At 61.7% G+C, this 25636-nt stretch carries 27 protein-coding genes and 1 other RNA gene; 17 read left to right on the top strand and 11 right to left on the bottom strand.

The features are described from left to right. Nucleotides 1-309: 309 nt before the first annotated feature. Together TM1040_RS14075 and TM1040_RS14070 are read left to right on the top strand one after the other, a co-directional pair. Nucleotides 310-2022: a thiamine pyrophosphate-binding protein gene (locus tag TM1040_RS14075; RefSeq protein ID WP_011539258.1), complete on the top strand. Its 1713-nt coding sequence runs from the start codon at nucleotides 310-312 to the stop codon at nucleotides 2020-2022. Nucleotides 2023-2131: 109 nt separating this feature from the next. Continuing rightward, on the top strand, nucleotides 2132-2755 hold the full coding sequence (locus TM1040_RS14070) for a glutathione S-transferase family protein (RefSeq protein WP_044026827.1): 624 nt from the start codon (nucleotides 2132-2134) through the stop codon (nucleotides 2753-2755). A gap of 22 nt (nucleotides 2756-2777) precedes the next feature. Here TM1040_RS14070 and TM1040_RS14065 read toward each other — a convergent pair whose 3' ends face one another. The 4 genes from TM1040_RS14065 to TM1040_RS14050 all read right to left on the bottom strand — a co-directional run bounded on the left by TM1040_RS14065 (nucleotide 2778) and on the right by TM1040_RS14050 (nucleotide 7298). Further along, nucleotides 2778-3674 carry a DUF2927 domain-containing protein gene (locus tag TM1040_RS14065; RefSeq protein WP_084789049.1) on the bottom strand — a complete coding sequence of 299 codons (897 nt, stop codon included), beginning with the start codon at nucleotides 3672-3674 and terminating at the stop codon, nucleotides 2778-2780. A 67-nt stretch (nucleotides 3675-3741) separates the two neighbouring features. Then, on the bottom strand, nucleotides 3742-4932 hold the full coding sequence (locus tag TM1040_RS14060; RefSeq protein ID WP_011539255.1) for a toxic anion resistance protein: 1191 nt from the start codon (nucleotides 4930-4932) through the stop codon (nucleotides 3742-3744). Nucleotides 4933-4954: 22 nt separating this feature from the next. Continuing rightward, a complete protein-coding gene (locus TM1040_RS14055) occupies nucleotides 4955-5863 on the bottom strand; it encodes a 5-bromo-4-chloroindolyl phosphate hydrolysis family protein (RefSeq protein WP_011539254.1) in 909 nt (302 codons plus the stop codon). 166 nt (nucleotides 5864-6029) lie between these two features. Next, nucleotides 6030-7298 (bottom strand): pseudouridine synthase, encoded by a 1269-nt coding sequence (locus TM1040_RS14050; RefSeq protein WP_011539253.1) that lies wholly within the window; start codon nucleotides 7296-7298, stop codon nucleotides 6030-6032. Between the two features lie 95 nt (nucleotides 7299-7393). Between TM1040_RS14050 and TM1040_RS14045 the strand changes: the two genes are divergently transcribed. From TM1040_RS14045 to TM1040_RS14025, 4 genes are all read left to right on the top strand, one after another. After that, the gene (locus TM1040_RS14045; RefSeq protein ID WP_044026823.1) at nucleotides 7394-7846 is read left to right on the top strand and encodes a nucleoside deaminase; all 453 of its coding nucleotides are present in this window, start codon (nucleotides 7394-7396) and stop codon (nucleotides 7844-7846) included. Nucleotides 7847-8282: 436 nt separating this feature from the next. Next, entirely contained in the window at nucleotides 8283-8852 is a 570-nt protein-coding gene (locus tag TM1040_RS14035; RefSeq protein ID WP_011539250.1) for a TetR/AcrR family transcriptional regulator, read from the top strand. Between the two features lie 31 nt (nucleotides 8853-8883). Continuing rightward, on the top strand, nucleotides 8884-9177 hold the full coding sequence (locus TM1040_RS14030) for a YciI family protein (RefSeq protein ID WP_011539249.1): 294 nt from the start codon (nucleotides 8884-8886) through the stop codon (nucleotides 9175-9177). After that, nucleotides 9174-9776 (top strand): DNA-3-methyladenine glycosylase I, encoded by a 603-nt coding sequence (locus tag TM1040_RS14025; RefSeq protein ID WP_011539248.1) that lies wholly within the window; start codon nucleotides 9174-9176, stop codon nucleotides 9774-9776. The genes TM1040_RS14030 and TM1040_RS14025 overlap by 4 nt, the downstream gene beginning before the upstream one ends. Before the next feature lie 220 nt (nucleotides 9777-9996). On the opposite strand, the gene TM1040_RS14020 is transcribed toward TM1040_RS14025, so the two are convergent. Both TM1040_RS14020 and TM1040_RS14015 read right to left on the bottom strand, forming a co-directional pair. Continuing rightward, a complete protein-coding gene (locus TM1040_RS14020) occupies nucleotides 9997-11166 on the bottom strand; it encodes a M24 family metallopeptidase (protein ID WP_011539247.1) in 1170 nt (389 codons plus the stop codon). Further along, entirely contained in the window at nucleotides 11166-11858 is a 693-nt protein-coding gene (locus TM1040_RS14015) for a metal-dependent hydrolase (protein WP_011539246.1), read from the bottom strand. The genes TM1040_RS14020 and TM1040_RS14015 overlap by 1 nt, the downstream gene beginning before the upstream one ends. Nucleotides 11859-12269: 411 nt before the next feature. Between TM1040_RS14015 and gatC the strand changes: the two genes are divergently transcribed. The 7 genes from gatC (at nucleotide 12270) to TM1040_RS20580 (ending at nucleotide 16845) form a co-directional block, all read left to right on the top strand. Then, the gene (gene gatC, locus TM1040_RS14010; protein WP_005679979.1) at nucleotides 12270-12557 is read left to right on the top strand and encodes an Asp-tRNA(Asn)/Glu-tRNA(Gln) amidotransferase subunit GatC; all 288 of its coding nucleotides are present in this window, start codon (nucleotides 12270-12272) and stop codon (nucleotides 12555-12557) included. A gap of 3 nt (nucleotides 12558-12560) precedes the next feature. Beyond that, nucleotides 12561-14048: an Asp-tRNA(Asn)/Glu-tRNA(Gln) amidotransferase subunit GatA gene (gene gatA, locus TM1040_RS14005; protein WP_011539245.1), complete on the top strand. Its 1488-nt coding sequence runs from the start codon at nucleotides 12561-12563 to the stop codon at nucleotides 14046-14048. Between the two features lie 40 nt (nucleotides 14049-14088). Further along, a complete protein-coding gene (locus TM1040_RS14000) occupies nucleotides 14089-14853 on the top strand; it encodes a hypothetical protein (RefSeq protein ID WP_011539244.1) in 765 nt (254 codons plus the stop codon). A 9-nt stretch (nucleotides 14854-14862) separates the two neighbouring features. After that, nucleotides 14863-15522, top strand: coding sequence for an N-acetylmuramoyl-L-alanine amidase (locus tag TM1040_RS13995; RefSeq protein WP_011539243.1), 660 nt, complete (start codon nucleotides 14863-14865; stop codon nucleotides 15520-15522). 115 nt (nucleotides 15523-15637) lie between these two features. Continuing rightward, an RNA gene (gene rnpB, locus TM1040_RS19800) (RNase P RNA component class A) lies at nucleotides 15638-16064 on the top strand. Between the two features lie 179 nt (nucleotides 16065-16243). After that, nucleotides 16244-16411 carry a 50S ribosomal protein L33 gene (gene rpmG, locus TM1040_RS13990; protein ID WP_010441901.1) on the top strand — a complete coding sequence of 56 codons (168 nt, stop codon included), beginning with the start codon at nucleotides 16244-16246 and terminating at the stop codon, nucleotides 16409-16411. A gap of 308 nt (nucleotides 16412-16719) precedes the next feature. After that, the gene (locus TM1040_RS20580; protein ID WP_256378200.1) at nucleotides 16720-16845 is read left to right on the top strand and encodes a hypothetical protein; all 126 of its coding nucleotides are present in this window, start codon (nucleotides 16720-16722) and stop codon (nucleotides 16843-16845) included. A 101-nt stretch (nucleotides 16846-16946) separates the two neighbouring features. Here TM1040_RS20580 and TM1040_RS13985 read toward each other — a convergent pair whose 3' ends face one another. The 3 genes from TM1040_RS13985 to TM1040_RS13975 all read right to left on the bottom strand — a co-directional run bounded on the left by TM1040_RS13985 (nucleotide 16947) and on the right by TM1040_RS13975 (nucleotide 18810). Further along, nucleotides 16947-17486, bottom strand: coding sequence for a GNAT family N-acetyltransferase (locus TM1040_RS13985; protein WP_011539242.1), 540 nt, complete (start codon nucleotides 17484-17486; stop codon nucleotides 16947-16949). Between the two features lie 103 nt (nucleotides 17487-17589). Then, on the bottom strand, nucleotides 17590-18369 hold the full coding sequence (locus TM1040_RS13980) for a Bax inhibitor-1/YccA family protein (RefSeq protein ID WP_011539241.1): 780 nt from the start codon (nucleotides 18367-18369) through the stop codon (nucleotides 17590-17592). A gap of 228 nt (nucleotides 18370-18597) precedes the next feature. Continuing rightward, entirely contained in the window at nucleotides 18598-18810 is a 213-nt protein-coding gene (locus TM1040_RS13975) for a DUF1127 domain-containing protein (RefSeq protein ID WP_011539240.1), read from the bottom strand. A gap of 122 nt (nucleotides 18811-18932) precedes the next feature. On the opposite strand from TM1040_RS13975, the gene TM1040_RS13970 reads away from it, so the two are divergent. Further along, nucleotides 18933-19850 (top strand): LysR family transcriptional regulator, encoded by a 918-nt coding sequence (locus TM1040_RS13970; protein WP_011539239.1) that lies wholly within the window; start codon nucleotides 18933-18935, stop codon nucleotides 19848-19850. Here the strand turns inward: TM1040_RS13970 and TM1040_RS13965 are convergent. Continuing rightward, complete coding sequence (locus TM1040_RS13965; protein WP_011539238.1) at nucleotides 19819-20793, bottom strand: NADPH:quinone oxidoreductase family protein; 975 nt, start codon at nucleotides 20791-20793, stop codon at nucleotides 19819-19821. The two genes, TM1040_RS13970 and TM1040_RS13965, sit on opposite strands and share 32 nt — an antisense overlap. Before the next feature lie 364 nt (nucleotides 20794-21157). Between TM1040_RS13965 and TM1040_RS13960 the strand changes: the two genes are divergently transcribed. From TM1040_RS13960 to TM1040_RS13950, 3 genes are all read left to right on the top strand, one after another. Further along, a complete protein-coding gene (locus TM1040_RS13960; RefSeq protein ID WP_011539237.1) occupies nucleotides 21158-21529 on the top strand; it encodes a helix-turn-helix domain-containing protein in 372 nt (123 codons plus the stop codon). A gap of 287 nt (nucleotides 21530-21816) precedes the next feature. Next, on the top strand, nucleotides 21817-22611 hold the full coding sequence (gene hisN, locus TM1040_RS13955) for a histidinol-phosphatase (RefSeq protein WP_011539235.1): 795 nt from the start codon (nucleotides 21817-21819) through the stop codon (nucleotides 22609-22611). A 210-nt stretch (nucleotides 22612-22821) separates the two neighbouring features. Next, complete coding sequence (locus TM1040_RS13950; protein ID WP_011539234.1) at nucleotides 22822-24162, top strand: 8-oxoguanine deaminase; 1341 nt, start codon at nucleotides 22822-22824, stop codon at nucleotides 24160-24162. A 98-nt stretch (nucleotides 24163-24260) separates the two neighbouring features. Here TM1040_RS13950 and guaD read toward each other — a convergent pair whose 3' ends face one another. Next, entirely contained in the window at nucleotides 24261-25550 is a 1290-nt protein-coding gene (gene guaD, locus TM1040_RS13945; protein WP_011539233.1) for a guanine deaminase, read from the bottom strand. Between the last annotated feature and the right edge of the window lie 86 nt (nucleotides 25551-25636).

The raw sequence follows: 25636 nt of genomic DNA, 5'->3' as shown, positions 1-25636 counted from the left end.
ACAGTTCGCGCGCTTCTGAGACGGTCAAATGAGGGCAAAATCAGCTTCGGTTTTTGTCTCGAAGGACAGTATGGATTTTTCCACTTTGAGAACGCCCCTCAAGTGGTTGCAATTTAGTTAAAATTCATAAGATATCCTCAGATCCGCATGTCTTATCCACAGTCATTCCCAAGGCCATGACGACACATGGGGTGTGTATTCGTCACTTTGACGAACTTTCCGTAAATTTGGCGAAACCACCTTCGGCGGGGCTAGGATTGAGCCCGCCAATGGATATGATCGCGCCGTTCAGGAGAGGAAGACGAACAGATGTCCAGCGACACAGCACAGCCCGCATCCGCCTCGCGTCGTAGCGGTGGCAGAGTTCTTGCAGATCAGTTGCAGATTCTAGGGGCAGACACGATTTATTGCGTCCCCGGTGAGAGTTATCTGGAGTTGCTGGACGGGCTTCACGCCCACCAGGAGAGCATCAACGTGGTGACCTGTCGCCACGAATCCGGTGCCTCAAACATGGCCGATGCCTATGGTAAGCTGACCGGAAAGCCCGGCATCTGTGCTGTGACACGCGGGCCGGGAGCGACCAATGCCTCTAATGGGGTCCACACCGCGTTTCAGGACTCGACGCCTATGATCCTTCTGATCGGGCAGGTGGGGCGCGAGATGGTGGATCGCGAAGCGTTCCAAGAGATTGATTACCGGCGCATGTTTGGCCAGATGGCCAAATGGGTAGCGCAGATCGATGATGCAGCCCGCATCCCAGAATATATGGCGCGCGCTTGGAAAACCGCGCTTTCTGGTCGTCCCGGGCCGGTGGTTTTGGCGCTGCCAGAGGACATGCTGACCGATGAGGTCACGGTCGCAGATCTGCGCGTGACGCCGCCCGCGCGTCCGGCCCCTGCCGCGCATGACATCGAGGCACTCTCGGCTATGATCGCCCGTGCCAAAAAGCCGATGCTGATGGTAGGCGGGCCAAGCTGGAGCGAGGCCTGTGCAGACAAAGCGCTGGCCTTTGCCGAGCGTTTGGGCCTGCCGGTCACGACATCCTTTCGCAGTCAGGACTATGTAAACAACGGTCACGACAATTATGTCGGCCCGGTTGGCATCGCCCCAATTCCCAATCTTCGTAAACGGTTGCGTGAAGAGGTTGATCTTCTGATAACGGTTGGCCCGCGCCTTGGCGAGATGACGACCCAAGGCTACGAGCTCATCGATATTCCGCATCCGCAGATGACCTTTGTGCATGTGCATCCGGGTGCTGAGGAGTTGGGACAAGTCTATCAGCCCGATCTTGCGATCCAGTCCGACCCTGAGCTGTTCTTTGACGCCGCCGAGGCGATTACTCTGCCGAGCCAGCCCGAAGGCTGGGCCGACTGGGTGCAGCAGCAGCGAGCGGATTACCTCGCCTTTCAGACCCCAACCGAGGTGCCAGGGGATGTGAACATGGGCCATGTGGTGCGCCACATGAGCGAAACGCTGCCCGAGGACACGATCTACACCAACGGGGCGGGGAACTATACAGTCTGGCTGCACCGGTTCCATCAGCACCGCGCCTATCGCACGCAACTGGCGCCCACCAGCGGCTCCATGGGGTATGGTGTACCGGCGGCGGTTGCGGCCAAGCTCGCGCATCCCGACCGCACTGTGGTTGCGATGGCAGGCGATGGGTGTTTCATGATGACCTCGCAAGAGCTGGCCACCGCGGCGCAGCATGGTGCTGATGTCATCTATGTTGTCGTAAACAATGGCATGTACGGCACCATCCGCATGCATCAGGAACGCCATCACCCCGGCAAGGTCATGGCCACAAAGTTGGTGAACCCCGATTTTGTCGCCTATGCCGCGTCCTTTGGGATCGCGGGGGAACGGGTGCTCCGCACCGAGGATTTCCCGGCGGCGTTGGAGCGCGCCCGCACAACCAAGGGCGGCTACATGATCGAGATTGTGGTTGACCCCGAAGCCTTGACCCCAAACCAGTCGCTTTCGGCTGTACGCGCCGAAGGACAGGGCAAGGCAAACGCCTGAGGCACGTTCTGCCTCTGGGTGCGCCAAACAATTCGTGACGGTGACTTGATTGACGCGGCCCCTCGGGTCGCGTCACTCTGCGCTGCAGAAACGACTCGCGGAGACCCTCATGATCGACCTATACACCTGGAACACCCCCAACGGGCGCAAGGTCTCCATCCTGCTCGAAGAGTTGAACGTACCTTATACCGCACATGCGATCGACATTGCGACGGGCGCGCAAATGGCGCCCGCGTTTCTTGCGATCAGCCCGAATAACAAGATCCCGGCCATCCGCGATCAAGAGACCGGTGTCACCTTGATGGAGTCAGGCGCGATCCTGATTTATCTTGCTGAAAAACATGGTCAATTCTTGCCGCCTGAACAGCGGATCGAGATCTATGAATGGCTGATGTGGCAGATGGCTGGTTTTGGACCGATGCTGGGGCAGGCGCACCATTTCCTAAAGTACAACCGTGGCGCCTCCGACTATGCAGAGGAGCGCTATGGTGCCGAGGCGCGGCGTCTCTACGGCGTTCTGGATCGCCGTCTTGAGGGGCGTGACTATATCGTCAACGACTATTCGATTGCCGATATGGCCTGCTGGCCATGGGTGTCGCGCTATGAATGGCAGGACATCGATCTACGCGATTTCCCCAATGTGCGCAGATGGTACCAGGCCATTGCGGCCCGTCCGGCCGTGCAGCGCGGATATCATTTGCCCGATCATGTCAATGAGATCCCGCAGGGTTGAGGCCCCGTTGGTCTGACGTTCTCTAGTTTGAGAGCTCTCCCATGACCTCCCGGGCCATGCGTTCGATGGCCGGGCGGGCCTCTTCTGCGCTCATTCCGACCCGAAGACGCCGGTCGTAAAGCATCTGCAAGAGTTTCTCATCATGGCTGGTGAGGCGGGCAAACTCGTCGTCGTCGTTGAAAATCGATGGCCGTGCCTTGGGGCTGTCATTGCGCAGCCCAAGCCCCTGGGCGATTTCCTCGTGGATACAGCTCTCCCGCATCAAATTGGGCTGCTCCGCGCGGATCAGGGCAACACCGCGGGTGTAGTTCAGCGGATCGCTCTGGGGGCCGCCTGCAAACACCAGACAATAGAATTTACGCGGCGGTGTCGCAAAGAGTGCCACATCCCGGTCCGACAGGTTTGGCAGCAGGCGGCGCACTTTGGTTTCGACAAAATCCGCGTCATCAATACCGGCAAAGAGCACGGTAAAGTTGCCGCTCGTGCCGACGGTGATCGGATGCCCGGTGATCCGTGCCAGCCGGGCGGCATAGGCGGTCAGGGAGGCGCGGTCACGCGCTTCCTGCGCCGGCGTCACCGACGGGCCAAAGACAGGGACCAGCTGCACGGGCCGTTCCCAGCGTCCCATACCCCCAGCACCGCCATCAGTGGCGCTCGCGTATTCGTCGTAAAACGCAAGGGTTTCAAAGCGTTCTGCGAGATCTTCGGCGTCATAGGGCGTCTCTGGCCCGCCGCCATCCGTGCGCAAGAGCCCACGGGTCAAAAGATCCTGCTCGAGATCGGCATAGTATTTCGCCAAGGTCTGCGATTCCACCGACGGCGTATAAACCGGCGCAACAGGGCGTGGAGTGGGGCGCGGCGTGTCCTTGGGGCCGGGCGCCAGCGCCAGACACCCGCCAAGCAAGAGCGCAGCCCCCATGGCGAGAACCGCGCCCAAGGGGCGCGGCCTCAATACGGTATCGGTGTCGGGATTCACGCGGGCAGGCTCACTTTGGAACCGAGGTGGCCGCCGTGTCGCCGACCCCATCCTTGCGCGCTTTGGCAGCTGCCAGCGTGTCGCGCAGCTCGGCTTCCATTTTCTTCAGATCGGCCTCGGCCTCGGCCCGCTTGCGCTTGCCCTCATCGGCGATCTGCAGGCTTTCCTCGATGGTGCCGATCAGGTCGGCATTGGCCTGTTTGACCGCTTCGATGTCAAAGACGCCACGCTCCATTTCCTCGCGGATGACCTTGTTGCTCTCGCGCAGGTTTGCGGCATTGGCGGTCAGCAGTTCATTGGTGAGGTTGTTGGCATCGCGCACCGCATTTGCGGCCTCGGCAGACCGCTGGATCGTGACAGCCTGCGCCAACTGGGTCTCCCAGAGCGGCACGGTATTGACGAGCGTGGAGTTGATCTTGGTGACCAGAGACTTGTCGTTTTCCTGCACCAGTCGGATAGAGGGCAGGGACTGCATCGTCACCTGACGCGTGAGTTTCAGGTCGTGCACGCGGCGTTCCAGATCGTCGCGGGCCGCGCGCAGGTCGCGCAGCTCCTGCGCCTTGATGACCTGATCGTTCTCAGCCGCGGCTTCCACAGCTGCCTCGAGCGCGGGGATTTCGGTGCTGTCGAGCTCGGCCAGCTTTGCCTCGCCCGCCGCAATATAGAGCGCCAGCTCGTCGTAGAAATTCAGCGTCTTTTCATAGAGAACGTCGAGGGACTTGATGTCCTTCAGGAGCGTATGCTCATGCGCCAGAAGGCTATCGGTGATCTTGTCGATTTGCCCCTGCACGCTTTCATAACGGGCGGTGAACTTGGCAAAGGGGGCCGCGCGCCCCAGAAGACGTTCCCAGAAGGTTGGTTTGCGGCGCACGTCGAGTTCAGAGACGGAAAAGCCGCGGATGGTGGTGACGATCTCGCGCAGGGAGTCACCTGCAGGCCCCACGTCCTTGTTGCGCACATCCGTCAGCATCGCCTGCGAGATCTGTTGCAGTTCACCCTGCGCGGCAGAGCCAAAGGAGATGATCGAATTGGTATCGCCCATGTCGATCTCGTCGATGCGGCGGCGGATCGCTGTGGTGGTTTCCGGGTCGGCGGCCTCGAGCGTGGCCAGCTCGCCCTTGGGGTCGGGCAGGGACACTTCGGTTACTTCCTTCACCAGCGTTTCGGCTTCTACTGCTTTTTGTTGAATCGTTTCAGACATCGGCCAGGCCTTTCCTGTCAGGTTAAGAGGGGCGGTCCAACTGGACGCCTTCGCGCTCCAGCCGGGCGCGCAACACATCAATTTCAATATTCAGATCGCCCCGGTCCTCCAGCAGGAGTTTTTCATTCCGGGCGGCGAAATTCTGTTCCAGATCGTCGAGCAGCGCGAGGTAGTCGGCGCGCGCCTCGGTGCTGCCGCTGCGGGCAAAGATATCGGCAAATTTGATCGTCGCATCCCGCGCTCCGAGCAAGTAGACGGTGAGGTACTTGCGCGCAGCGGTCAGGTCGCGGGGGTCTTCTTCGACAGTGCGGCACAGATCGCGTGCGACCGCCTGAAACTGGTCCACGCGCAGCTCGACCGAGCGGTCTTTGGCGCGCAGTACGGCGTCTTTCATGGCGGCCAGATGGGTTTCGGCCTCATCGACCACGCGCGCGACGCGGGCGCTTTGGAAGTCATCAATGCCTTCGACGCCTTTGTCGCTGAGGGGATCAAGGCCAAAAGCCGCAAGATGCAGCCCAACGCAGGCGACGCCATAAAGCGCAGCAGTGATCACGCCCGGCTCGCTGGACCACGCGCCGACCGCGCCGCCCAGACCGCAGAGGCTGGCGGCAAGGATCTTGCGCGGCAGGGCAGGGCGGCGCGCCACTTTGCGGTCGTCATAGGCGGCTTCGGCCTTCAGGCCCTCGCGCAGCATCACGGCGCTTGCCGCCCAGAGCCCTGCACTGATCAAGCCCAGCACCAGACCGGCGGCGCCCGAGGCCAGCGAGAAGAGCATCATCACGGCCGCAGGCACAAACATCAGATTGGCGCGGAGCCCCACAGGGTTCACCCGCGCGGTCGCCGTCATACGAGAAGAGCTGGTCGGGCGTCCGTCGGGGCGTGCGCCATCTTGACCAGAGGGGCTGTATTTGCCGCCAAACCGCTGAGCCATGCGTCAGACCCCGACAATCCAGCCGGTCCCGATGCCAAGCATCAGGATCAACAGCGCGACATATGCGACGGTTTGCACCTCTTTCGCCCCCAAAAACGTTCCCCAACCTCTTGAAACCTAGGAGATTGCAGGCGCTCCTGCTAGGGGGAAGTCCGGCAAGGGGGGCTCAGTCCTGCGGTTTTTTGCCAAAACGGCGCCCGCCGGGGCTGAATTTGCCGCCGGATGCCCCACCGGATGCGCCATTGGGTTTACCGGATCCTCGCGCGCCCGAGCCGCCGCCCTGTTTGGTCCCAAAACTCTTGGGACCCGAGGGTTTGCCGCCCTGGCCCTTATGAGCCGCAGGTTTGCCAGCGGTTTTGCCGGTGGTTTTGCCCGAGAAGGTCTTGCCAGAAAAAACTCTGCCTTCGGGGGCTTTGACTGCGCCTTTACCTGTCGGGCGAGCGTTGGGCGCGCCGATGCCTTTTCCAGCAGTCTTTGCGCCAGGATTGCGCGGGCCGCGTCCGGGGCGGGTGGGTTTCTTCTTGGCTTCGCCATCCCCTTCGGGTGCGGCGAGACCCAGTTGATCCCGCACCACGCGTGGGCGCAACTCCTCTACTTCGCCTTCCTTGAGCGTGCCGAGCTGGAACGGCCCATAAGAGATCCGCAGAAGCCGGTTTACCGGATAGCCAACCTCTTCCATGGCGCGGCGAATTTCGCGGTTCTTGCCTTCGCGCAGCCCGATGGTGAGCCATGCGTTGGCGCCTTGCTGGCGATCGAGCGAGATGGTCATCGGCTGAAAACGCTCGCCGTCGATCACCACGCCTTTGCGCAGCACGTCAAATTCATGATCCTGCGGGCGGCCATTGATCCGCACGCGGTAGCGGCGTAGCCAGCCTGTCGAGGGCAGCTCCAACTGGCGTTTGACGCCGCCGTCGTTGGTCAGCAGCAGCAGGCCTTCGGAATTGAGGTCAAGCCGGCCCACTGTCATCACCCGCGGCAGGTCCTCGGGCAATGCGTCAAAGATCGTCTTGCGCCCTTTCTCGTCGGAGGTCGTGGTGACCAACCCGTTGGGCTTGTAATAGAGCCAAAGCCGCGGGGCCTCGGCCTCGGGCAGCGGATTGCCATCCACCACGATGCGATCCAGATTGGTCACATTGAGCGCGGGGCTGTCGATGACCTTGCCATTGACCGCAACGCGACCCTCCGCAATCATCCGTTCCGCCTCGCGACGAGAGGCCACGCCTGCGCGCGACAGCACCTTGGCGATGCGGTCACCGTCTTGCGAGGGCCGCGCGTCTGCGGGTGCGCCTGCCTGCAGGCCCTTGTGTGCGCGCGGCGTCGCGGAGGGGGTGGCCTTTGGCCGGGCAGCGTTGGCGGCGCGGCGCGCGGGCGGTTTGGATGGGGTTTTCTTGCTCATGGCGCTGCCATAGCCTATTCGCGAGAGCGGCGAAAGCATCCATTACACCGGCCAGCCGCACGGACGTCCCGCGATGATGGGGCCGGAGCGTGCCAACGGGCATTGGAACGGGCGACAAAAGGAGCAACGCAGAGGTGGAGTTTCGATCCTTCATGGCAGAGGCGCTCGACGAGGCGCGCGCAGCGGCCGCGCGTGGCGAAGTGCCCGTAGGCGCGGTGCTGGTGAGCCCAGAGGGCAAGGTCGTCGCGCGGGCGGGAAATCGCACCCGGGAACTCAATGATCCGACGGCCCATGCCGAGGTGCTGGCGATCCGCGCCGCCTGCGCCGCACTGGGGAGCGAGCGGCTCTTGGGGCATGATCTTTACGTGACGCTGGAGCCCTGTGCCATGTGTGCGGCTGCCATTGCAGCGGCCCGCATCGCGCGCGTTTATTACGGTGCCTCTGATCCGAAATCTGGCGGAGTTGCCCATGGCGCTTGTGTGTTCGACCATCCGCAGTCCCATCATGCGCCCGAGGTCTATGAGGGCTTCTCGGCGGCCCAATCCGAGGCGCTGTTGCGCGCGTTCTTTGCGCTACGCCGCAAATGAGGCCGCCGCCCGAGGCGCTCTTGCGGCGCTTTGATCTCAGAGATCCTGATTGGGTTGCGGGCACCCGGCACGCGCAGGTCTGGAAGGTGCGGTTGCGCTCTGGCGATTGGGGCGCGTTGAAACACTATCCGGCGGGGCACTTGAGCAACGAGGCAACAGGCCTTTTGTTTCTCGAACGCGCAAATGGGGAGAGGTCGCGGGATGCGGCGCCAGCACGCAGCTGCACTGGGCGATCCTGAAGGTGTTGCTGTCGATGCTGTGGTCCGGTGAGGAAAACCCCCGGGAGCGCCTGCTGCTGCGACAGATGCTGAAGGTTTCACAAGACGGATTGCTAAATTAGGCCACTTGCCCTAAAGGGGTCTAGGACGAGTGACCTAATAACGATCAACGCCTGCCAATTGGTGATGTTGCCGAACTTTTGAGGGGATGTGTACCCATGGCCCAGACCAGAGAGCGTATTGTCGCGCAGGCGGATGAGCTGTTCTACACGCGCGGTTTTGAGGCCACGTCCCTGGCCGACATCGCGGCACCTCTCGGCCTGTCGCGCGGGAATTTCTATTATCATTTCAAGACCAAAGACGAGATCCTTGAGGCGGTGATCGACCTTCGGCTGGAGCGCACAGCGTTGATGCTGCGCGCCTGGGAAACCGAGAGCGACACGCCGCTTGATCGCATCATCTGTTTCATCCGGATTCTGATTCAGAACCGCAGCAAGATCATGGCTTGGGGCTGCCCGGTGGGCACTTTGGTAAGCGAGCTCTCAAAGCTCGAGCATGTCGCACATACGCATGCGGCAGAGCTATTCCGGCTTTTTATCGACTGGCTTGCCGAGGAGTTTCGCCGCGCCGGTCGCACGCAGGACGCCGAGGCGCTGGCGACTCATCTGATGGGGCGCAGCCAGGGCGTCGCGGCACTGGCGCAGGCTTTTGCGGATCCGGCACTGATCGAGGCAGAGGTGCAGCAGATGACAGACTGGGCGCGTCAACAGATCGCCGCGCCCGCCTGAGATACAATTCATAACACGAAGGAGGATCACCATGTTTGTGATCTGTTTGAAGTTGACCGCAGACAGGGAGCGTATCTCTGGCGTGCTTGAAGCGCACAAGGCTTGGCTGGCGCAGGGATTTGAAGACGGAGTCTTCCTTCTGGCGGGCGCGCTGGATGATGGACCGGGTGGACTGATCCTGGCAGTTGGCGAGGACCGCGCCGCGTTGGAGGAGAGACTTGCGACAGATCCTTTTGTGCGCGACGGGCTGGTTGCGGTGGATATCACCGCCTTCACCCCCTCTCAGGCGGATCCGCGGCTTTCATTCCTCAAGGTGGCGGCATGAGCCGCGTTGTTACAGGCGGGGATGGCCGCACGCGCTGCGCCTGGTCTGCCTCGGCCCCGGAGTTTGACGCCTACCATGACACAGAGTGGGGTTTCCCCGTGGGGGATGACCGGCGGCTCTTTGAAAAGATCTGCCTTGAGAGTTTCCAATCTGGGCTGAGCTGGCGCACGATCCTAGCCAAGCGCGAGAATTTTCGCGCTGCCTTTGATGGTTTCGACTATCACGCGATGGCGGCCTACGGACCTGAAAAGGTCGCGGCGCTGCTGCAAGATGCGGGGATCATTCGTCATCGCGGCAAGATCGAGGCGGTGATCAACAACGCAGCGCGTGCGGTGGAGATGGAGCAAAGCGAGGGCGCGCTCGCGGCGTTTTTCTGGCGTTACGAGGTGGAGACCCCACCCGAGCCGCAGACGGTCTCGACCTGTCCTGAATCGGTGGCCCTGTCAAAAGAGCTGAAGACGCGCGGCTGGAAATTTGTCGGACCTACGACCTGTTTTGCCTTCATGCAGGCCATGGGGCTGGTGAATGACCACGCGGAGGGCTGCTATTGCCGCCCGATCGCGGCCGCAGCTCGTCAGGGTTTTGCCAAACCGGTCTGATCAGCACGCCGAACTCCTGCGGTTTGAAGCCAAGGGATTAGAGACACGTCGAGGGTGTCATTTGAGGGTGTCGCTTTGTGCTGTGCCCAAAGCGACCCGCGCCGCGCGCCCTTTGGGCGCGCGGCGCTTGGCCCAACGGGAAGTGTGGTTTTTTATAAACAACGCTGACGGGCGGGAGATCACCCGCCTGTCAGTGTAACCGACTGGTGAAAGCGACGAATTATTTCACCACGATTTCACGCGGGACATCCGCCAGAGGCTCACCGCCATTGGGGGTCACCACGAAGGTCTCGGTGATGGCCATGCCCCAATCGGGTGTCCAGAGACCCGGCATCAGGTGGAAGGTCATGTTTTCCTCAAGCTTGGTAGTGTCACCCGGACGCAGTGACATGGTGCGCTCGCCCCAGTCCGGCGGATAGCTGAGGCCCACGGGATACCCGGTGCGGTTGCCCTTGATGTAGCCCGCGCGACCAAAGCTCTCATAGACGCAGGCCGCAACCTCTTCGCAGGTGACACCGGGTTTGGCGACGGCAAAGGTGTCCTCGATGGCCTGCAGGATCGCGTTTTCACCACGGCGGATGTCTTCGGGCGGGCTCCCGAGGAACAGCGTGCGGCTGATCGGGCAGTGATAGCGGCGCACACATCCCGAGATTTCGAAATAGGTTGCCTCGCCGGGGGCCAGGGGGCGGTCGTTCCAGGTGATATGCGAGGCTGAGGCCTCGATCCCCGAGGGCGCAATCGGCGAGATTGCCGGATAGTCGCCCGCCAGAAGCGGCAGCCCTTCGATACCTGCGGCCTGCACCCGCGCCACCAGCGCGTTCTTGGCGATGCCTTCGTTGAATTCCGCGCGCAGTACCCCGTGCATATGCGCCGAGAGCTTACCAGCGGCTTGCATCAGCTGCAGTTCCTGCTCGCTCTTGACGGCGCGCTGCCAGTTCACAAGGCCGGTAGCATCGGCAAAAGCATCGCGACCAAAGGCGGTCTCGAGGATCTCGTGGCTGCGCGCCGAGTAATAGTAGTTGTCCATTTCGACGCCAATGGCCTCGGTCCAGCCAAATTCCCGCAGTAGATCCACCAGCGAGTCAAACGGGTGGTGATCCGGGTGCTGGACGTGTTCTTCGGGCCAGTCAAAGAGATGATCCGCCTCAAGCCAGGTCGTAAGCGCCGCACCGGGTTTGTCCTGGGTGCGGCCCCACCACATGGGCATGCCGTCCTCATGGAGAATCACGGCCTGAGGCACATAGAAGCTCCAGCCGTCATATCCGGTGAGCCATGCCATGTTCGAGGGATCGCAGATCACCAGTGTTTTAAGACCCTTTGCGGCCATGGCGCGGCGGGTCTTTTCCAGTCTGCGGGCGTATTCGGTTGTGGTAAAATCGTTGGCAGGCATTAGAGTTCGATGTCTTTCATAATCTGTGGCTCGATGACGTTGACGCCGGGAAGCCCATCAATCAAGTCTTGTGCGCTCTGTTCCAGCAATGGAAATGTTCGGTAGTGGCAGGGGATGACCGTTTTAAAGGCAAAATAGCGTTGCGCGGCATAGGCGGCGGCCTTCATATCCATGGTGAAATGCCCCCCCGCCGACAGAATGCCGATCTCGGGTTTGTAGTAGTCCCCCATCCAGTCCATGTCGGCCATGATGTCGGTGTCGCCCGACACATAGAGCGTCTTCCCTTCTGCCCGGATCATGTAGCCCACTTCGCTGCCCGCAGTGCGCAGCCCGTCGCGGGTGGAAAACGTGTTGGAATGGGAGGCCGGCACCATTGAGACGCGCGTGTCCCCGACCGTGACAGTGCCGCCCTTGTTGAAGCCCACGGTCTGCACGCCTTCGGTTTCGCCCCAATATCCCATCAGGTCATATTGGCCAACGATCGGCACCGAGAGGTGTTTTGCCAGCTCCAGCACATCCGCCACATGATCAAAATGCGCATGGGTCAACAGGATATGGGTGGCCCCTTGGGTTGCCGCGTCATGTTGACTGTCTTCGAGCATCGGATTGCCGGTGAGCCAAGGGTCGATAAGAAGGGTGGTCTCGCCTGTTTCCAGACGAAAGCCGCCATGACCGAGCCAGATCAGTTTCATGCGCCATTCCCCGCGTTGTGTCTGCAATGAGTGGAGTGAGTCCTGATCCACCCTTATCACGACATTCAAGAAAATCCATGCATCTCTGCAAGCCCTTGATAGAAATGCCGAAGAACGGGAGGAGGGCGCCCGCGCTTGGGTCCGGGGCGAGCCCGTTTTATCGGTTGCGAGGCTTGACCAATTGAGGCTGGCGCGCGGACAGCTTTGCTGTCTGCGCGGGTCGCATCGGGCAAAGCCCGATGCGAAACAGCTCGAAACGTCACTCTGGGCTTTCATGCGCCTTGGGGTCTGCGGCCTGCGGGGCGCTTTGATGCGGCGTTTTTCATCTGCTGGCGGAGAAATCCCAAGGCAGGCTTGCGGCGCGCTGGCGCGAGCGGTAAACGCGTGGACAAGACGAGATGAGGGTTATTGATGTCGATTGACCAAAGCACAGCCGCGAAAGTGGCCAAACTGGCCCGGATCAAGGTCGAAGAGGACGCTCTGCCTGCGCTGGCAGAGGAGTTCAACACGATCCTCGGGTTCATCGAGCAACTGAACGAAGTAGATGTCGAGGGTGTCGAGCCGATGACCTCCGTCACCCCGCAGCGCCTCAAGCGCCGCGAGGATGTGGTCACCGATGGCAACCAGCAGGACAAAGTGCTGGCCAATGCCCCAGATGCCCGCGAAGGCTTCTTTGCTGTGCCCAAGGTTGTGGAGTAAGACATGTCTGACCTGAACAAACTGGGCCTTGCAGAGGCCCGCGATCTGCTGCGCAAGGGTGACACCACCTCTGTGGAACTCACCGAGGCCTGCCTCAAGGCCATCGACGGCGCGGATGCGCTCAACGCGTTTGTGCATAAGACCCCCGACGTCGCTCTGGACCGTGCGAAGGCGGCGGACGCGCGGATTGCCGAGGGCGATGCGCCCGCCATGTGCGGCCTGCCCATCGGCATGAAGGACCTCTTCTGCACCAAAGGCGTCGACAGCCAGGCGGCGTCGAACATCCTCAAGGGCTTCAAGCCCGAATATGAATCCACCGTCTCGCAGAAACTGCAGGACGCCGGTGCGGTGATGCTCGGCAAGCTCAATATGGACGAATTTGCCATGGGCTCGTCGAACGAGACCTCCGCCTATGGCAATGCCATCAGCCCATGGCGGCGCGAGGGGGACGAAACCCCGCTGACGCCCGGTGGCTCTTCTGGTGGCTCGGCGGCGGCTGTGGCGGCAGACCTGTGCCTTGCCGCCACCGGCACCGACACCGGCGGCTCGATCCGCCAGCCTGCGGCCTTCACCGGCACCGTTGGCATCAAGCCCACCTATGGGCGCTGCTCGCGCTGGGGCATCGTGGCCTTTGCCTCCTCGCTCGATCAGGCTGGCCCGATGACCAAGAATGTGCGCGACGCCGCCATCATGCTCGAGGCCATGTGCGGCCATGACGCGAAGGATTCGACCTCTGTGGACCTCGCGGTGCCGAACTTCGAGGCGATGCTGACCGGCGACATCAAAGGCAAGAAAATCGGCATCCCGCGCGAATACCGCATGGACGGTATGCCCGCCGAGATCGCCAAGCTCTGGGATGAGGGCGCCGCGATGCTCAAGGCCGCGGGCGCTGAGATCGTAGACATCTCGCTGCCGCACACGAAATACGCGCTGCCCGCCTATTACGTGATTGCCCCGGCTGAGGCCTCTTCGAACCTGGCGCGGTACGACGGTGTGCGCTACGGCCACCGCGCGACGCTCGCGCAGGGGGACGGCATCACCGAGATGTACGAGAAAACTCGCGCCGAAGGCTTTGGCCACGAGGTGCAGCGCCGCGTGATGGTCGGCACCTATGTGCTGTCGGCAGGGTTCTACGACGCCTATTACAACCGCGCGCGCAAGGTCCGCACCTTGATCAAGAAGGATTTCGAAGATGTCTTTGCTGCGGGTGTGGACGCGATCCTGACCCCGGCGACGCCCTCCGCGGCTTTTGGCCTTGGCGAGATGAACGACGAAGATCCGGTCAAGATGTACCTCAACGACGTCTTCACTGTCACCGTGAACCTAGCGGGCCTGCCCGGGATTTCGGTGCCAACCGGCGTCGACACGCAGGGGCTGCCGCTCGGTCTGCAATTGATCGGACGTCCATGGGACGAGGGCGATCTTCTGAATACCGCCTACGCGCTGGAGCAAGCGGCCGGATTTGTGGCCAAGCCCGCCCAGTGGTGGTAAAAGGACCTCCAAAGCAAGACTGAGCAGACAGGTGGCAGCAATGCGAGTTCCAGCAATCTTGGTCGCGGTCAGCGCGATTGCACTTGTGGCTTGTAGCCCGCAAGTGCCCGACAGCGCAGCAGGGGTGGGGGATGCAACAAGCCCCTTCAACGCGCCGCCCGAAGTCGAGGCGGGGCGTACCCTGAACGGCGACCCGCTGGTACCTGCCACCCAAATCTCGGACGAGAGCACCGCCACCAATACCAACTGGCAGCAGCCTCGCCCCTCGGGAGGGGCTGCCGCATCTGCAAGTGACGACATTGCGCGTGAAACCGCTGCTGCGCTCTCTGCGGCAGGGCAGAATTCGGGGCGCGCACCGCTCGAGGCCAGCCCCTCCAACCCCGCGCCTGCCCTGGTGGGCAACCCGAACCTGTCGGATGAGAACAGTTTTGAGGCGGTCTCTGCCCGGCAAACCATCGAAAGCGACGCCGAGCGTATCGCACGCCAGCGCGCGCAATATCAGGTGGTGACGCCAACTGCTGTGCCGGACCGTCCAGAGGATCTGGCCCCCAATATCGTGCGCTACGCCCTCTCGACGTCAAACCCGCGCGGGCAGCGGATCTACAGCCGCACGGGGATCAATCTGCAGGCCCGCTCGGCCCGCAACTGCGCCGAATACCCCTCTGCAGACCTCGCCCAGACGGCGTTCCTCGAGATGGGTGGCCCCAAACGGGACCGCAAAGCGCTTGATCCCGATGGTGATGGCTACGCCTGTGGCTGGGATCCCGCGCCCTTCCGGGCTGCCGTTCGCGCGGCGGGCAACTGATCTCTTACCATGGTCTCTGCTGACCCCATCTGGCACCCGAGCCCCAACTTCGGGGCCCGGAGGGACGGGCTGCAGCCGCATCTCATTGTTCTGCACTACACGGCAATGGAAAGCGCCGAAGCCGCGCTCCAGCGGCTCTGTGATCCCGCCTTCGAGGTCTCGGCGCATTATCTGATCGGCGGCGATGGCCGTCTTTGGCAGATGGTCGCAGAAGACCACCGCGCCTGGCACGCGGGCCAAGGAGAATGGGCGGGACTTTCGGACATCAACTCGCGTTCGATCGGCATCGAGCTCGATAATCGCGGCGACCACCCGTTTTCAGAGCCTCAGATGTGCGTGCTTGAGACGCTCATGGCGCAGATCATGACGCGCTGGACCATCCCGGCCACCGGTGTGATCGGTCACTCTGACATGGCGCCGGGGCGCAAATGGGATCCGGGGCCGCGCTTCGACTGGCAGCGGCTCGCCACCCTTGGTCTTGCGCGGCCCAATGGCCAGCCGCTTGCCGCGCCCGCCGCCACGCCTGAGGCTTTGCGCAAGGCCGCGCAGGCCTGTGGCTTCACCGCCGAGGTTGACGACGCCACGCTTCTTCAGGCTGTACGCCTGCGCTACCGCCCCTGGGCACGCGGCCCCCTCTGCGGCGAGGACATTGCGCCACTTCTCTCGTAGCTCTTCTTCTAGCGCCAAATATCCTGGGGTGAATGCGCGCCCGCGCAGAGGGGCAAAGCCCCTTCACCCCATAGCATCTTGACGCACCCTGCGCGCAGGCGTAGGCAGACCCCGCGCAGAGAGCCGGATGGCCGCGTTGGGGCATCTGCCCCCGCGAGGAAAGTCCGGACTCCCTGAAACGACGGTGCCGGGTAACGCCCGGGCAGGGCAACCTGACGGAAAGCGCCACAGAAAAGAGACCGCCTCGCCGCTCTGGAGGTTCGCCAAAGGATGCGACGGGGTAAGGATGAAACGGTGGGGTAAGAGCCCACCGCACCGCTGGCAACAGGGGTGGCACGGCAAGCCCCACCGGGAGCAATGCCAAATAGGGCCTCCGCGCGGGCAGGTCGGGCAACCGAAACCGCCGCTAGGGATGTTTCACCCGAGAGAGGCCGGGTTGGCAGCTAGAGATGTCCGGCAACGGGCATCCCAGAAGAATGGTCATCGAACCCTGTCTTTTGGGGCAGGGGGAACAAGATCCGGCTTATAGGCTCTCTGCGCAAAACACGCCCCCTAGGGGCGAGACGGTATCGCCCCCTCGCAAGAGAGGCGATTTTAACAAGAGCTGCAATTTAGCCGGGCGAATCCTATTGACACTCGCCACCACAAAGGTAAAAGCGCACGCTCATATAGGAATTAGACCCGAGAGGCCCCCTGCCTTTTCGGACGCAGGAGAAGCACAATGGCGAAGCCGACGACCATCAAAATCCGCCTGAACTCGACCGCGGGCACGGGCCACTTCTACGTGACCAAGAAAAACGCGCGTACGATGACCGAGAAAATGACCATTCGTAAGTACGACCCGGTCGCGCGCAAGCACGTCGAGTACAAAGAAGGCAAAATCAAGTAAGCCTTTCGAGGTCGATCTGATCTCAGATTTTGAAAAGGTCGCGCATCTGCCGCGGCCTTTTTTCGTGTTGGAGTGTCTTTGAAACGTCTTTGAAAACGCGCCACGCCGAGGCCCGCGCGCCTCACCCCCTCCAGAACCAAAGGCATCTTGATAGGCCATCTGGGCACCCCATGCTGCGTGATGGCATATCCATTTATCTAAAAAACAAGATATATATGAGCCCCGCCTCCCCTTGAATTGCACATTTCTGCCGCATTCTCCCGGCATTCATGATGCGTGGAGTGAATATGTGTAAGGGGTGGTTTGCCATGAAAAAACTGTTTGGATTGTCTGCGCTGTTGCTGCTTATGCCTGCAACCGTGGCCCTGACCGATCATAGCAAGGCCGATGTAAACCTTCCGGCCCCGGTCGCGGTCGAGGTGGCGCAACTCTGAACCAAGGGGAGGAGGAGCGCGTGGCGCAGTCCTCCTCTGCCGTATCTCCTCCTCGCCCGTATCTCCCCTGTCTGGGGCGTTTTACCCCGACTTTCAGCAGGCTATATCGCTTCCTGCGGCGATGTCTCGGATGTCGGCTGAGAGGGCTCCTGAGAGGCCTCATCAGAGGGTCTGCGCCATTCTGCCATGGTCATCACCGGCTCCAGCCCAAAGTGGCGCATCAGCGCGGCTGAGGCCGCGTTGAAGGGCGCATAGGTGACGCCGATCACATCCGCGCCCTTGGCCAGCGCGTCTTCTTTCATCTGGGTCATTAGGGCTTTGCCCACACCGATACCGCGCAATGGCGCGGCGACGGCGATGTGATGCAGCATGGCACGCGTCTCAGCCGGGCGCACGGGCAGGGCCGGGCGCTTTTCGATGTCATAGATCAGATAGCCCATCAGCGCCTCCTGCGGGCTTATGGCCGCAAGCGCGTGGACATTGGGCTCTGCGAGCCACTCCGAGAGCCACACTGAGAGATGCGCTGGATCAGGGTTCGGTGTGTATCGGTCCCTGTGATGCGCGACATGCACCGCATGCAGATCCTCGAGCAGCGGAACAAGACGCACGGCCCGATCCGGGCCAATCGGTTCAATTTTCATCGTGGAGTCCTTGGAACGTCAGAATAAAATCGGGGGTCGGAAAAAAGAAAAGGGGCGGATCGATGTGATCCGCCCCGTCTGTCTGCAAGTTGGGAAGATGCGGTTATTCGCGGTTCCCGAGCAGCTGGAGCAGCATCATGAACATATTGATGAAGTCCAGATAGAGGCTGAGGGCGCCCATGATGGCGGCTTTGCCGAGCCACTCCTGGTCCCCTGCATGTGCCATCTGCAGGTAGTCGTTCTTGATGCGCTGGGTGTCATAAGCAGTGAGACCTGCAAAGATCAGCACGCCGATCACGGAGATCGCAAAGGCCATCGCCGAGGAGGCGAGGAAGATGTTCACAACCGACGCCACGATCAGGCCGATGAGGCCCATGATCAGGAACGACCCCATGCCGGAGAGGTCTTTCTTGGTGGTGTAGCCCACCAGCGACAGACCCGCAAAGGCGATGGAGGTCACAAGAAACACCTGCGCGATGCTTTCACCGGTGAAGGTCACGAAGATCGAAGAGATCGACAGACCCATCAGCGCAGCAAAGGCGTAGAACACGACCTGGACGCCCGCGGCGGAGAGGCGGTTCACGGCGGCGCCAAAGCCAAAGAACACAAAGGCCAGCGGTGCGAACATGATCACCCACTTCAGCGGCGAGGCATAGATCGCGTAACCGAAGTTGGTCAGGTAGCTGTCAGAGCTCAGCTGCGCGACGGCATTGGCCGGGTCAGAGGTGACCGACAGACCGGCAATCGCCCAGGCCGCAAGGAATGTGATCAGTGTACCTACGGACATGGTGCCGTAGACTTTGTTCATGTGGGCGCGAAGCCCTGCGTCGATCTCGGCGCTGCGTGCGCCGGCAGCAGACCGAATGCTGTCAAACTGTGCCATGAGTCATGGTCTCCGTCTAGATTCTCCCTCAGAGCACATCCGCGACGCGAATATGCCTGTTGCGTCAAATATTGGCGTTTGAGCCCGCAGGTTCAAGGGGTTCCGGGACGCAGGAGGGCGAAAATGGACAGCAGATTTACAAGTTTTTACCGGACCCGCTGCGCCACATCAGGGCAGGGCGGGGCCGGTTCGGTTTTGACAAGGGTCTGGATCGGCACAGAGGTGACCTCAGCTCAGCCAGAAGTTCGGTGCATCCCAGGCTTTGCGGCGGGCTTCGGCCTCGGCCTGATCGCGGGTCACACCAATATCCTTGAGCTGTTCATCGCTCAGACGATCGAGATGCTGCCGCTGGCGGCGCAAGGCGATCATCTGGGTGATCGTGGACAGGAGGGAGGGACGCCGCAGGGGAATGGGACGGCTGTGTTCAATGCAGTTGGCCATGAGGAGCTCCATAATTTGAATTGTGATGGATGCGCTTGATTGCATCACTGATCTTGATATACGTTGGGCGGGCTCATTCTCAAAACGAATGATTTTGAACTAACCCATCAAGAGGTGTGATGATGCGGAACTTGGACATAACCACCCTGCGCTCGTTTGTGGCGGTTGCAGACACCGGCGGTGTCACCCGTGCGGCGTCATTCCTGCACCTGACGCAATCGGCGGTTTCCATGCAGCTCAAGCGTCTTGAGGAAATGTTGGGTGTGGAGCTTCTGGACCGTTCAGGGCGCAACATCGGCCTGACCTCGGCCGGAGAGCAGCTCTTGGGCTTTGCGCGCAAGATGCTCAGCCTCAATGACGAGATCATCACCCGCCTGACCGATCAGGCCTTTGAGGGCGAAGTGACACTTGGTGTGCCTCATGATGTGGTGCATCCGGTGATCCCGATGGTGATGCAGCGCTTTAATGTGCAGTTCCCACGGGTGAAGGTGAACCTCTGCACGTCCAATACGCGCGATCTCAAGATGGATTTTGCCCAGGGGCGGTTTGATCTCATCGTGACCACTGAAACCACCGCAAGCGAGGGCGGCGAGGTCATTCACCAGATGCCGCTGCGCTGGATTGGCGCGCTTGGTGGGCAGACCTGGCGGCAGCGCCCGCTCCGGATCGGGTTCTGTCGCAATTGTATCTTTCGCGGACTGGCGACAGCGGCGCTTGATGATGCGGGCATCCCGTGGGAGATGGCCGTGGACAGCGAATCCGACCGTACCGTGGAGGCCACGGTCAGCGCCGATCTTGCAGTGGGCGTCTTGCTGGAAGGCACGCAGCCCGCGCATCAGCAGGTGATCGACCACGGGGGCAGCCTGCCGCAGCTGCCGGTGCAACACATCAACCTCTACGGCGCTGAACGGTCAAGGGCGCAATATGTCGACCACCTCGCAAGCCTGATCCGTCAGGGTTTTGCCGGGCTGTCTCAGCCGGGGTTGCGCGCCGTGGGCACAGAAATGGTCAGCGCACCCGTCCAGCTTGGGGTTGTATGATCACCTTGCCGGTGGCGGCGCGGCTGCGGATCAGCTCGAGCCCGGCGTCCGTCTCGCTCAGGGGGAGGCGGTGGCTGATGTGAGGCGTGATCCGCCCCTCCGCCAGCCAGCGCATCAGGGTCTCGAACGTCTGCTGCCCCAGCTCAGGGCGCAGTTTGATCAAGCCACCGATATAAAAGCCGAACACAGTGAGGTTTTTGACGAGCAGGTGGTTGGCGGGGATTTGCGGCACCGCTCCACCGGCAAAGCCGATCGGCAACAAACGCCCCCCCGGATTGGTGGCGCGAAAGGCAGCCTCCCACGTGTCGCCTCCCACCGCATCATAGACCACATCCGCACCGCCCAGATCCTTGACGCGCTGGCGCAGGTCGTCTGAGGCGTCAATCAGGTGATCCGCTCCGGCTGCCTTGGCCACCGCGAGCTTTTCTGCCCCACGCGCCTGCGCGATCACCTCTGCGCCCATGAGCTTGCCGATTTCGACTGCGGTCAGGCCCACGCCACCGGCGGCTCCGGTGACAAGCAGGCGCTCGCCGGGCTGGAGCCGGGCCAGATGCTCCAGCGCCAGAAGGCTGGTGCCATGCGCAATCAACGCGGCCGCTGCATCCTCGTAACTGACAGTGTCCGGGATCGGCACCGCACGAGCGGCATCAAAAACGCCGATTTCGGCCAATCCGCCTTGTCCGCCAAAAACCGCAACACGGTCGCCAATTCGGAAATTCGAAATTTGCGGGCCAACAGCGGTGATCCGTCCTGCGCATTCCAGCCCCGGGGTAAACGGAAGGGACGGCGTATCCTGGTAATTCCCCTTGATCATCAGCAAATCGGCAAAGTTCAAAGCGCAGGCATGTATTTCAATTTCGATTTGACCTGGTCCGGGGGGCGCGAAAGGCGTGTCGCAAAGAGTCCCATTTGTTCCATGTTTTACTATACGAAAGGATAGCATTATGGTTATTCTCTCAGTCTGTGGCCTGTATGATTCGAATCATGTACGGGTGGTTCAATACCGATTTCATGCCTCACCATTTATGGTGAGTGGCTGCAAACCGTATTCTGATCGCCTTTCGCGATAATTTTTGATGCATGAAATCATATATTTGCCTCCAGAGGATCGCAGGGCGCGTGTTGGGTAACTTGTATTCAACTACGAAGGGCGTACACTTTCCACATAACTGAACTTCTCACCCTAACCAAACGATACCGATGACGGATGTCACGCCATCGGATTGCGGGTCCGGGACAAGGGTTTTCGACGCCTTTGGGCGCGTCATCCACCCGATTTCGGAGGCCGTAGCTGGGAGATACTACATATGGCACATCCCGTCGACATTCACGTTGGCAAACGCATCCGGCACCGTCGCTGGCTGATCGGCATGACGCAGCAACAATTGGCTGAGAAAGTCGGAATTAAGTTTCAGCAGATCCAGAAATATGAAACCGGTGCCAACCGTGTGAGCGCGTCGCGCCTTTGGGATATTTCCGACGCACTCGATGTGAATATCAGCTTCTTTTTTGAGGGCCTGCAGGACGAGACCAAATCGGTCCCTGACAAAGCCCGTGTCCCAGCCGATCTGATGGGCGATAAAGAAGCGCTGGATCTCGTGCGGTCCTACTATGCGATCCCGGAAAATCAGCGTCGCCGTCTCTTTGAACTCGCTCGGGTGCTGAGCGACGTCGCCTGAGCACGGGCTGGCCCAAGTCCGGGTGACCGCGATCTGCGCGGTGTTTCCTGCTTACTATACAGAGGTCGCCTTTGGGCGGCCTTTTGCTTTGCGTAACTGCGCCTCACACGGCCCTCTGCGGAGCAGGCGGAAGGGCTTTCACGCGAAGAGCGCCCGACCACAGATCCCGGACCAATTGGCAGGGGCGCAGGCCGCGCAACCAAGCCCGGTGGGCAGATTTGGCTTGAAAGCGACTGCGTGGCGTGGCACCCGATCCGGGCCTGCCACCTCAATCATCGGGGCTTTTTATGACACATCCTTCGACGCTGTCTGATCTGGACGTTGCCCGCCGCCTTGCCGAGGCTGCCCGTGCAGCAATCCTTCCGCATTTTCGCAACAGCGCCACGGCAGCAGACAACAAGCTGGAGGCAGGCTTCGATCCGGTGACGGTTGCAGATCGCGCTGCCGAAGAAGCAATGCGCGCGGTCCTGCGCAAGCTGCGCCCGGACGACGGCGTGCTGGGCGAAGAGTTTGCGGCCACCACCGGCACCAGCGGGCGGACATGGGTGCTCGATCCTATTGATGGCACACGTGGATTTATCAGTGGCACCCCCACATGGGGTGTTCTGATTGCGCTCTCGGACGCAAAAGGTCCAATGCTGGGGATCATTGATCAGCCCTATATCGGCGAGCGGTTCGAAGGCTGCCGCGGTCACGCGCAGGTGGTGGGGCCGCATGGCACCCGCCCGCTCCTGACACGCAAGACCGAAGCGCTCTCCGAGGCGATTTTGTTCACCACATTCCCCGAGGTTGGAACAGAGGCAGAGCGCACGGGCTTTGAACAGGTGGCACAGCATGTGAAACTCACGCGCTATGGCATGGATTGTTACGCCTATGCGCTCTTGGCGGCGGGGACCGTGGATCTTGTGATCGAGGCGGGGCTCAATGCTTATGATATCCAGGCACCGATTGCCGTGATCGAAGCCGCAGGCGGTCTGGTGACCAACTGGCAGGGCGGGGCGGCCCATGAGGGTGGGCGCGCCTTGGCTGCGTCCAATCCGACCATCCACGCCGCGGCGCTGGAGCTGTTGCGCGAGGCTTGAGACCTCGCATTGCCCGTTCCGGGGGCTGGCATGAAGGGCGCAGGGCAAGGACTTGATGGCAATCGCAGAAACAGTTTTTGCCATTGGCTGACTTGCCCTGAGGGCGCGGGCTGAGCTAGCAATACACCCGCGCCGAGTCCTTTGCCCGTCTTCCGTCGGCGATCCTTCACCTCCACCATATGAAACGGGCAGAATGGGGAGCGTGAAGCTGTGACTGACTTTCTTTTGAAAAATGCCCAAACCGTCTTGACCATGGACGACGACCGACGCGTGCTTCACGCGGTCGACATCCGGGTACGCGCGGGGGTGATTGCCGAGATCGGCCCCACGCTCGGGGGCGCTGAAACCAAGGTGGATGTGAGCGGTGCGGTGGTGACACCGGGGCTCGTGAATACGCATCACCATCTCTATCAGAACCTCACGCGGGCGGTGCCGGGGGGGCAGGATGCGCTACTCTTTGGTTGGCTGCAGACGCTCTATCCGATCTGGGCGCGCATGGGGCCGGAGCATCTTGAGGTCTCCACCCAGCTTGGTCTGGCGGAGCTTGCGCTTTCGGGGTGTAGCCTTACATCGGATCATCTCTATCTCTTTCCCAATGGGGGCCGGCTCGAGGATACCATTCACGCGGCGGCGGAGGTGGGCTTGCGGTTTCATCCCACCCGCGGCGCCATGAGCATCGGCGAAAGCGATGGCGGTTTGCCGCCCGACAGTCTGGTGGAGCGCGAGGCGGACATTCTCGCGGACATGATCCGGTTGGTTGACGCCTATCACGACCCGAGCGATGGGGCGATGTGCCGGGTCGGACTTGCGCCCTGTTCGCCCTTTTCGGTGAGCCGGGAACTGATGCGCGACACGGCGCTTCTGGCACGGGACAAGGGGGTGATGCTGCATACGCATCTGGCCGAGAATGACGAGGACATCGCCTATAGCGAGGCCCAGTTTGGCTGTCGCCCCGGACAATATGCGGAGGATCTCGGCTGGACCGGCGATGACGTCTGGCACGCGCATTGCGTGAAGCTGGACGTGGAAGAGATTGACCTCTTTGCCAAAACCCGTACCGGCGTGGCGCATTGTCCCTGTTCCAACTGTCGCCTCGGTAGCGGCATCGCACCCGTGCGCCAGATGCGCGATGCGGGCGTCAAGGTGGGGCTCGGCGTCGATGGCTCGGCCAGCAATGACATGGCCAGCCTCTGGGATGAAGCCCGTCAGGCACTGCTGCTCCAGCGGGTTGCCAATGGCGCCGACGCCATGTCCGCCTATGAGGCGCTGGAGATCGCGACACGCGGCGGGGCCGACGTACTGGGGCGGCCGGACTGCGGCCGGATTGCGGTCGGAAAACGCGCCGATATCGCGGTCTGGGATGTCTCCGGGCTGGCGTCCAGCGGCAGCTGGGATCCAGCGGCGCTGGTTCTGGCCGGTCCGCGCCAGGTGCGGGATCTCTTTGTCGAGGGGCGCCAGGTGGTGGCCTCTGGTCGGTTGACCACGGTTGATACGGCGGCGGTGATCCGCCGTCACGGTGCCTTGGCGCAGGCCTTGGCGAACGGAGACTAAGCGTCGCGGTTGGGCGCGAGCGGGGATGCGAGGCTCTGCCTCGCGCTCCGGGATATTTTGGTTAGAAGAAGAGGGGCGCGCGGCTGCGCCCCTTTTTGCTAGACCGCTTTCTGCCCGTTGATGCGGACCTCGGCAATGGCGCGGTCATCGCCCATCATCAGCGTGGGAAAGAGGGCCTCCCAGAGGGTCTCTGCGCGTGTCGCACGCTGGGCAATGGCCGGGGTCGAGGCAAGATCAAGCACCACAAGGTCGGCCTCCCGTCCCACGGCGAGATTACCGACCTTGTCCTGAAGCCCAAGTGCCGTGGCCGACCCGAGGGTTGCAAGCCACAGGAGCTGTGCCGCGTGCAAAGGCGTGCCCCGCAGCTGGGCGACCTCATAGGCGGCGGCCATGGTACGCAGCATCGAAAAACTCGACCCGCCGCCGGTGTCGGTGGCAAGGCCGATCCGGTGGCCCTCGCGCATGAGGCCGTTCATGTCAAAAAGCCCTGAACCGATGAAGGTATTGGAGGTGGGGCAGTGGATCAGGCTGGCGCGGGCCTCCAGGAGGCGGGCGCGTTCGCGGGGTTCAAGATGGATGGCATGGCCAAAGAGCGCGCCTTCGCGCAGAAGACCGTAGCGCTCGTAGGTGTCAAGGTAGTCGCGCGCCTCGGGAAAGAGGGTTCGGACCCATTCGATCTCGTCCAGTTGCTCGCTCAGATGGGTCTGCATCAGGCAGGTAGGATGCGCCGTCCAGAGTGCGCCGAGCGCTTCGAGTTGTTCTGGGGTGGAGGTTGGTGAAAACCGTGGCGTAATCGCATAGATGAGCCGCTCCCTCCCATGCCAGCGCTGGATCAGCGCGGCGCTGTCGTCATAGGCGGATTGCGGCGTATCGCGCAGGCCTTCGGGCGCGTTGCGGTCCATGCAGGTCTTGCCGGCCACCACGCGCTGCCCGCGGGCCTGCGCCGCCTCGAACAACGCATCAACGCTCTCGGGATGGATGGTGCAGTAGCTCGCAACCGTCGTGGTGCCGCAGGCGGTGGTCAGATCCAGGTAGCGCGCTGCGATCTCTGCGGCATAGGCCGGGTTGCCAAACCGCATCTCCTCGGGAAAGGTATAGGTGTTGAGCCAGTCGATCAGCCGCTTGCCCCAGCTGGCGATGATCGCGGTCTGCGGATAATGCACATGGGCATCGACAAAGCCCGGCACGATCAGCTTCTGCCCGTGATCGACGATCTCTGCCTCTGGCAGCACCTTGCTGAGCGCTGCCCGGCTGCCAAGCGCCACGATCTTGCCCGCGCGCAGGGCAATGGCTTCGTGTTCCTCGACGGCCGCCTCGGGCCCATCGGGCGCGAAAGGGGAGGCGCAAAAAGACAGCACTCGGCCCAGAAGAATGAGATCTTGTTTCATTGCGATGTCACATTCGTTGTCAAATCAGCTCTGCACAGGATAGGGCGTGGGGCGGCAGGGGTAAATTGCTGATGGGCCGTTGTTTT

Source organism: Ruegeria sp. TM1040, from assembly GCF_000014065.1.
Lineage (GTDB): Bacteria > Pseudomonadota > Alphaproteobacteria > Rhodobacterales > Rhodobacteraceae > Epibacterium.
The sequence above is the reverse complement of the archived record's forward strand: the minus strand, read 5'-3'. Positions and strand labels throughout refer to the sequence as shown.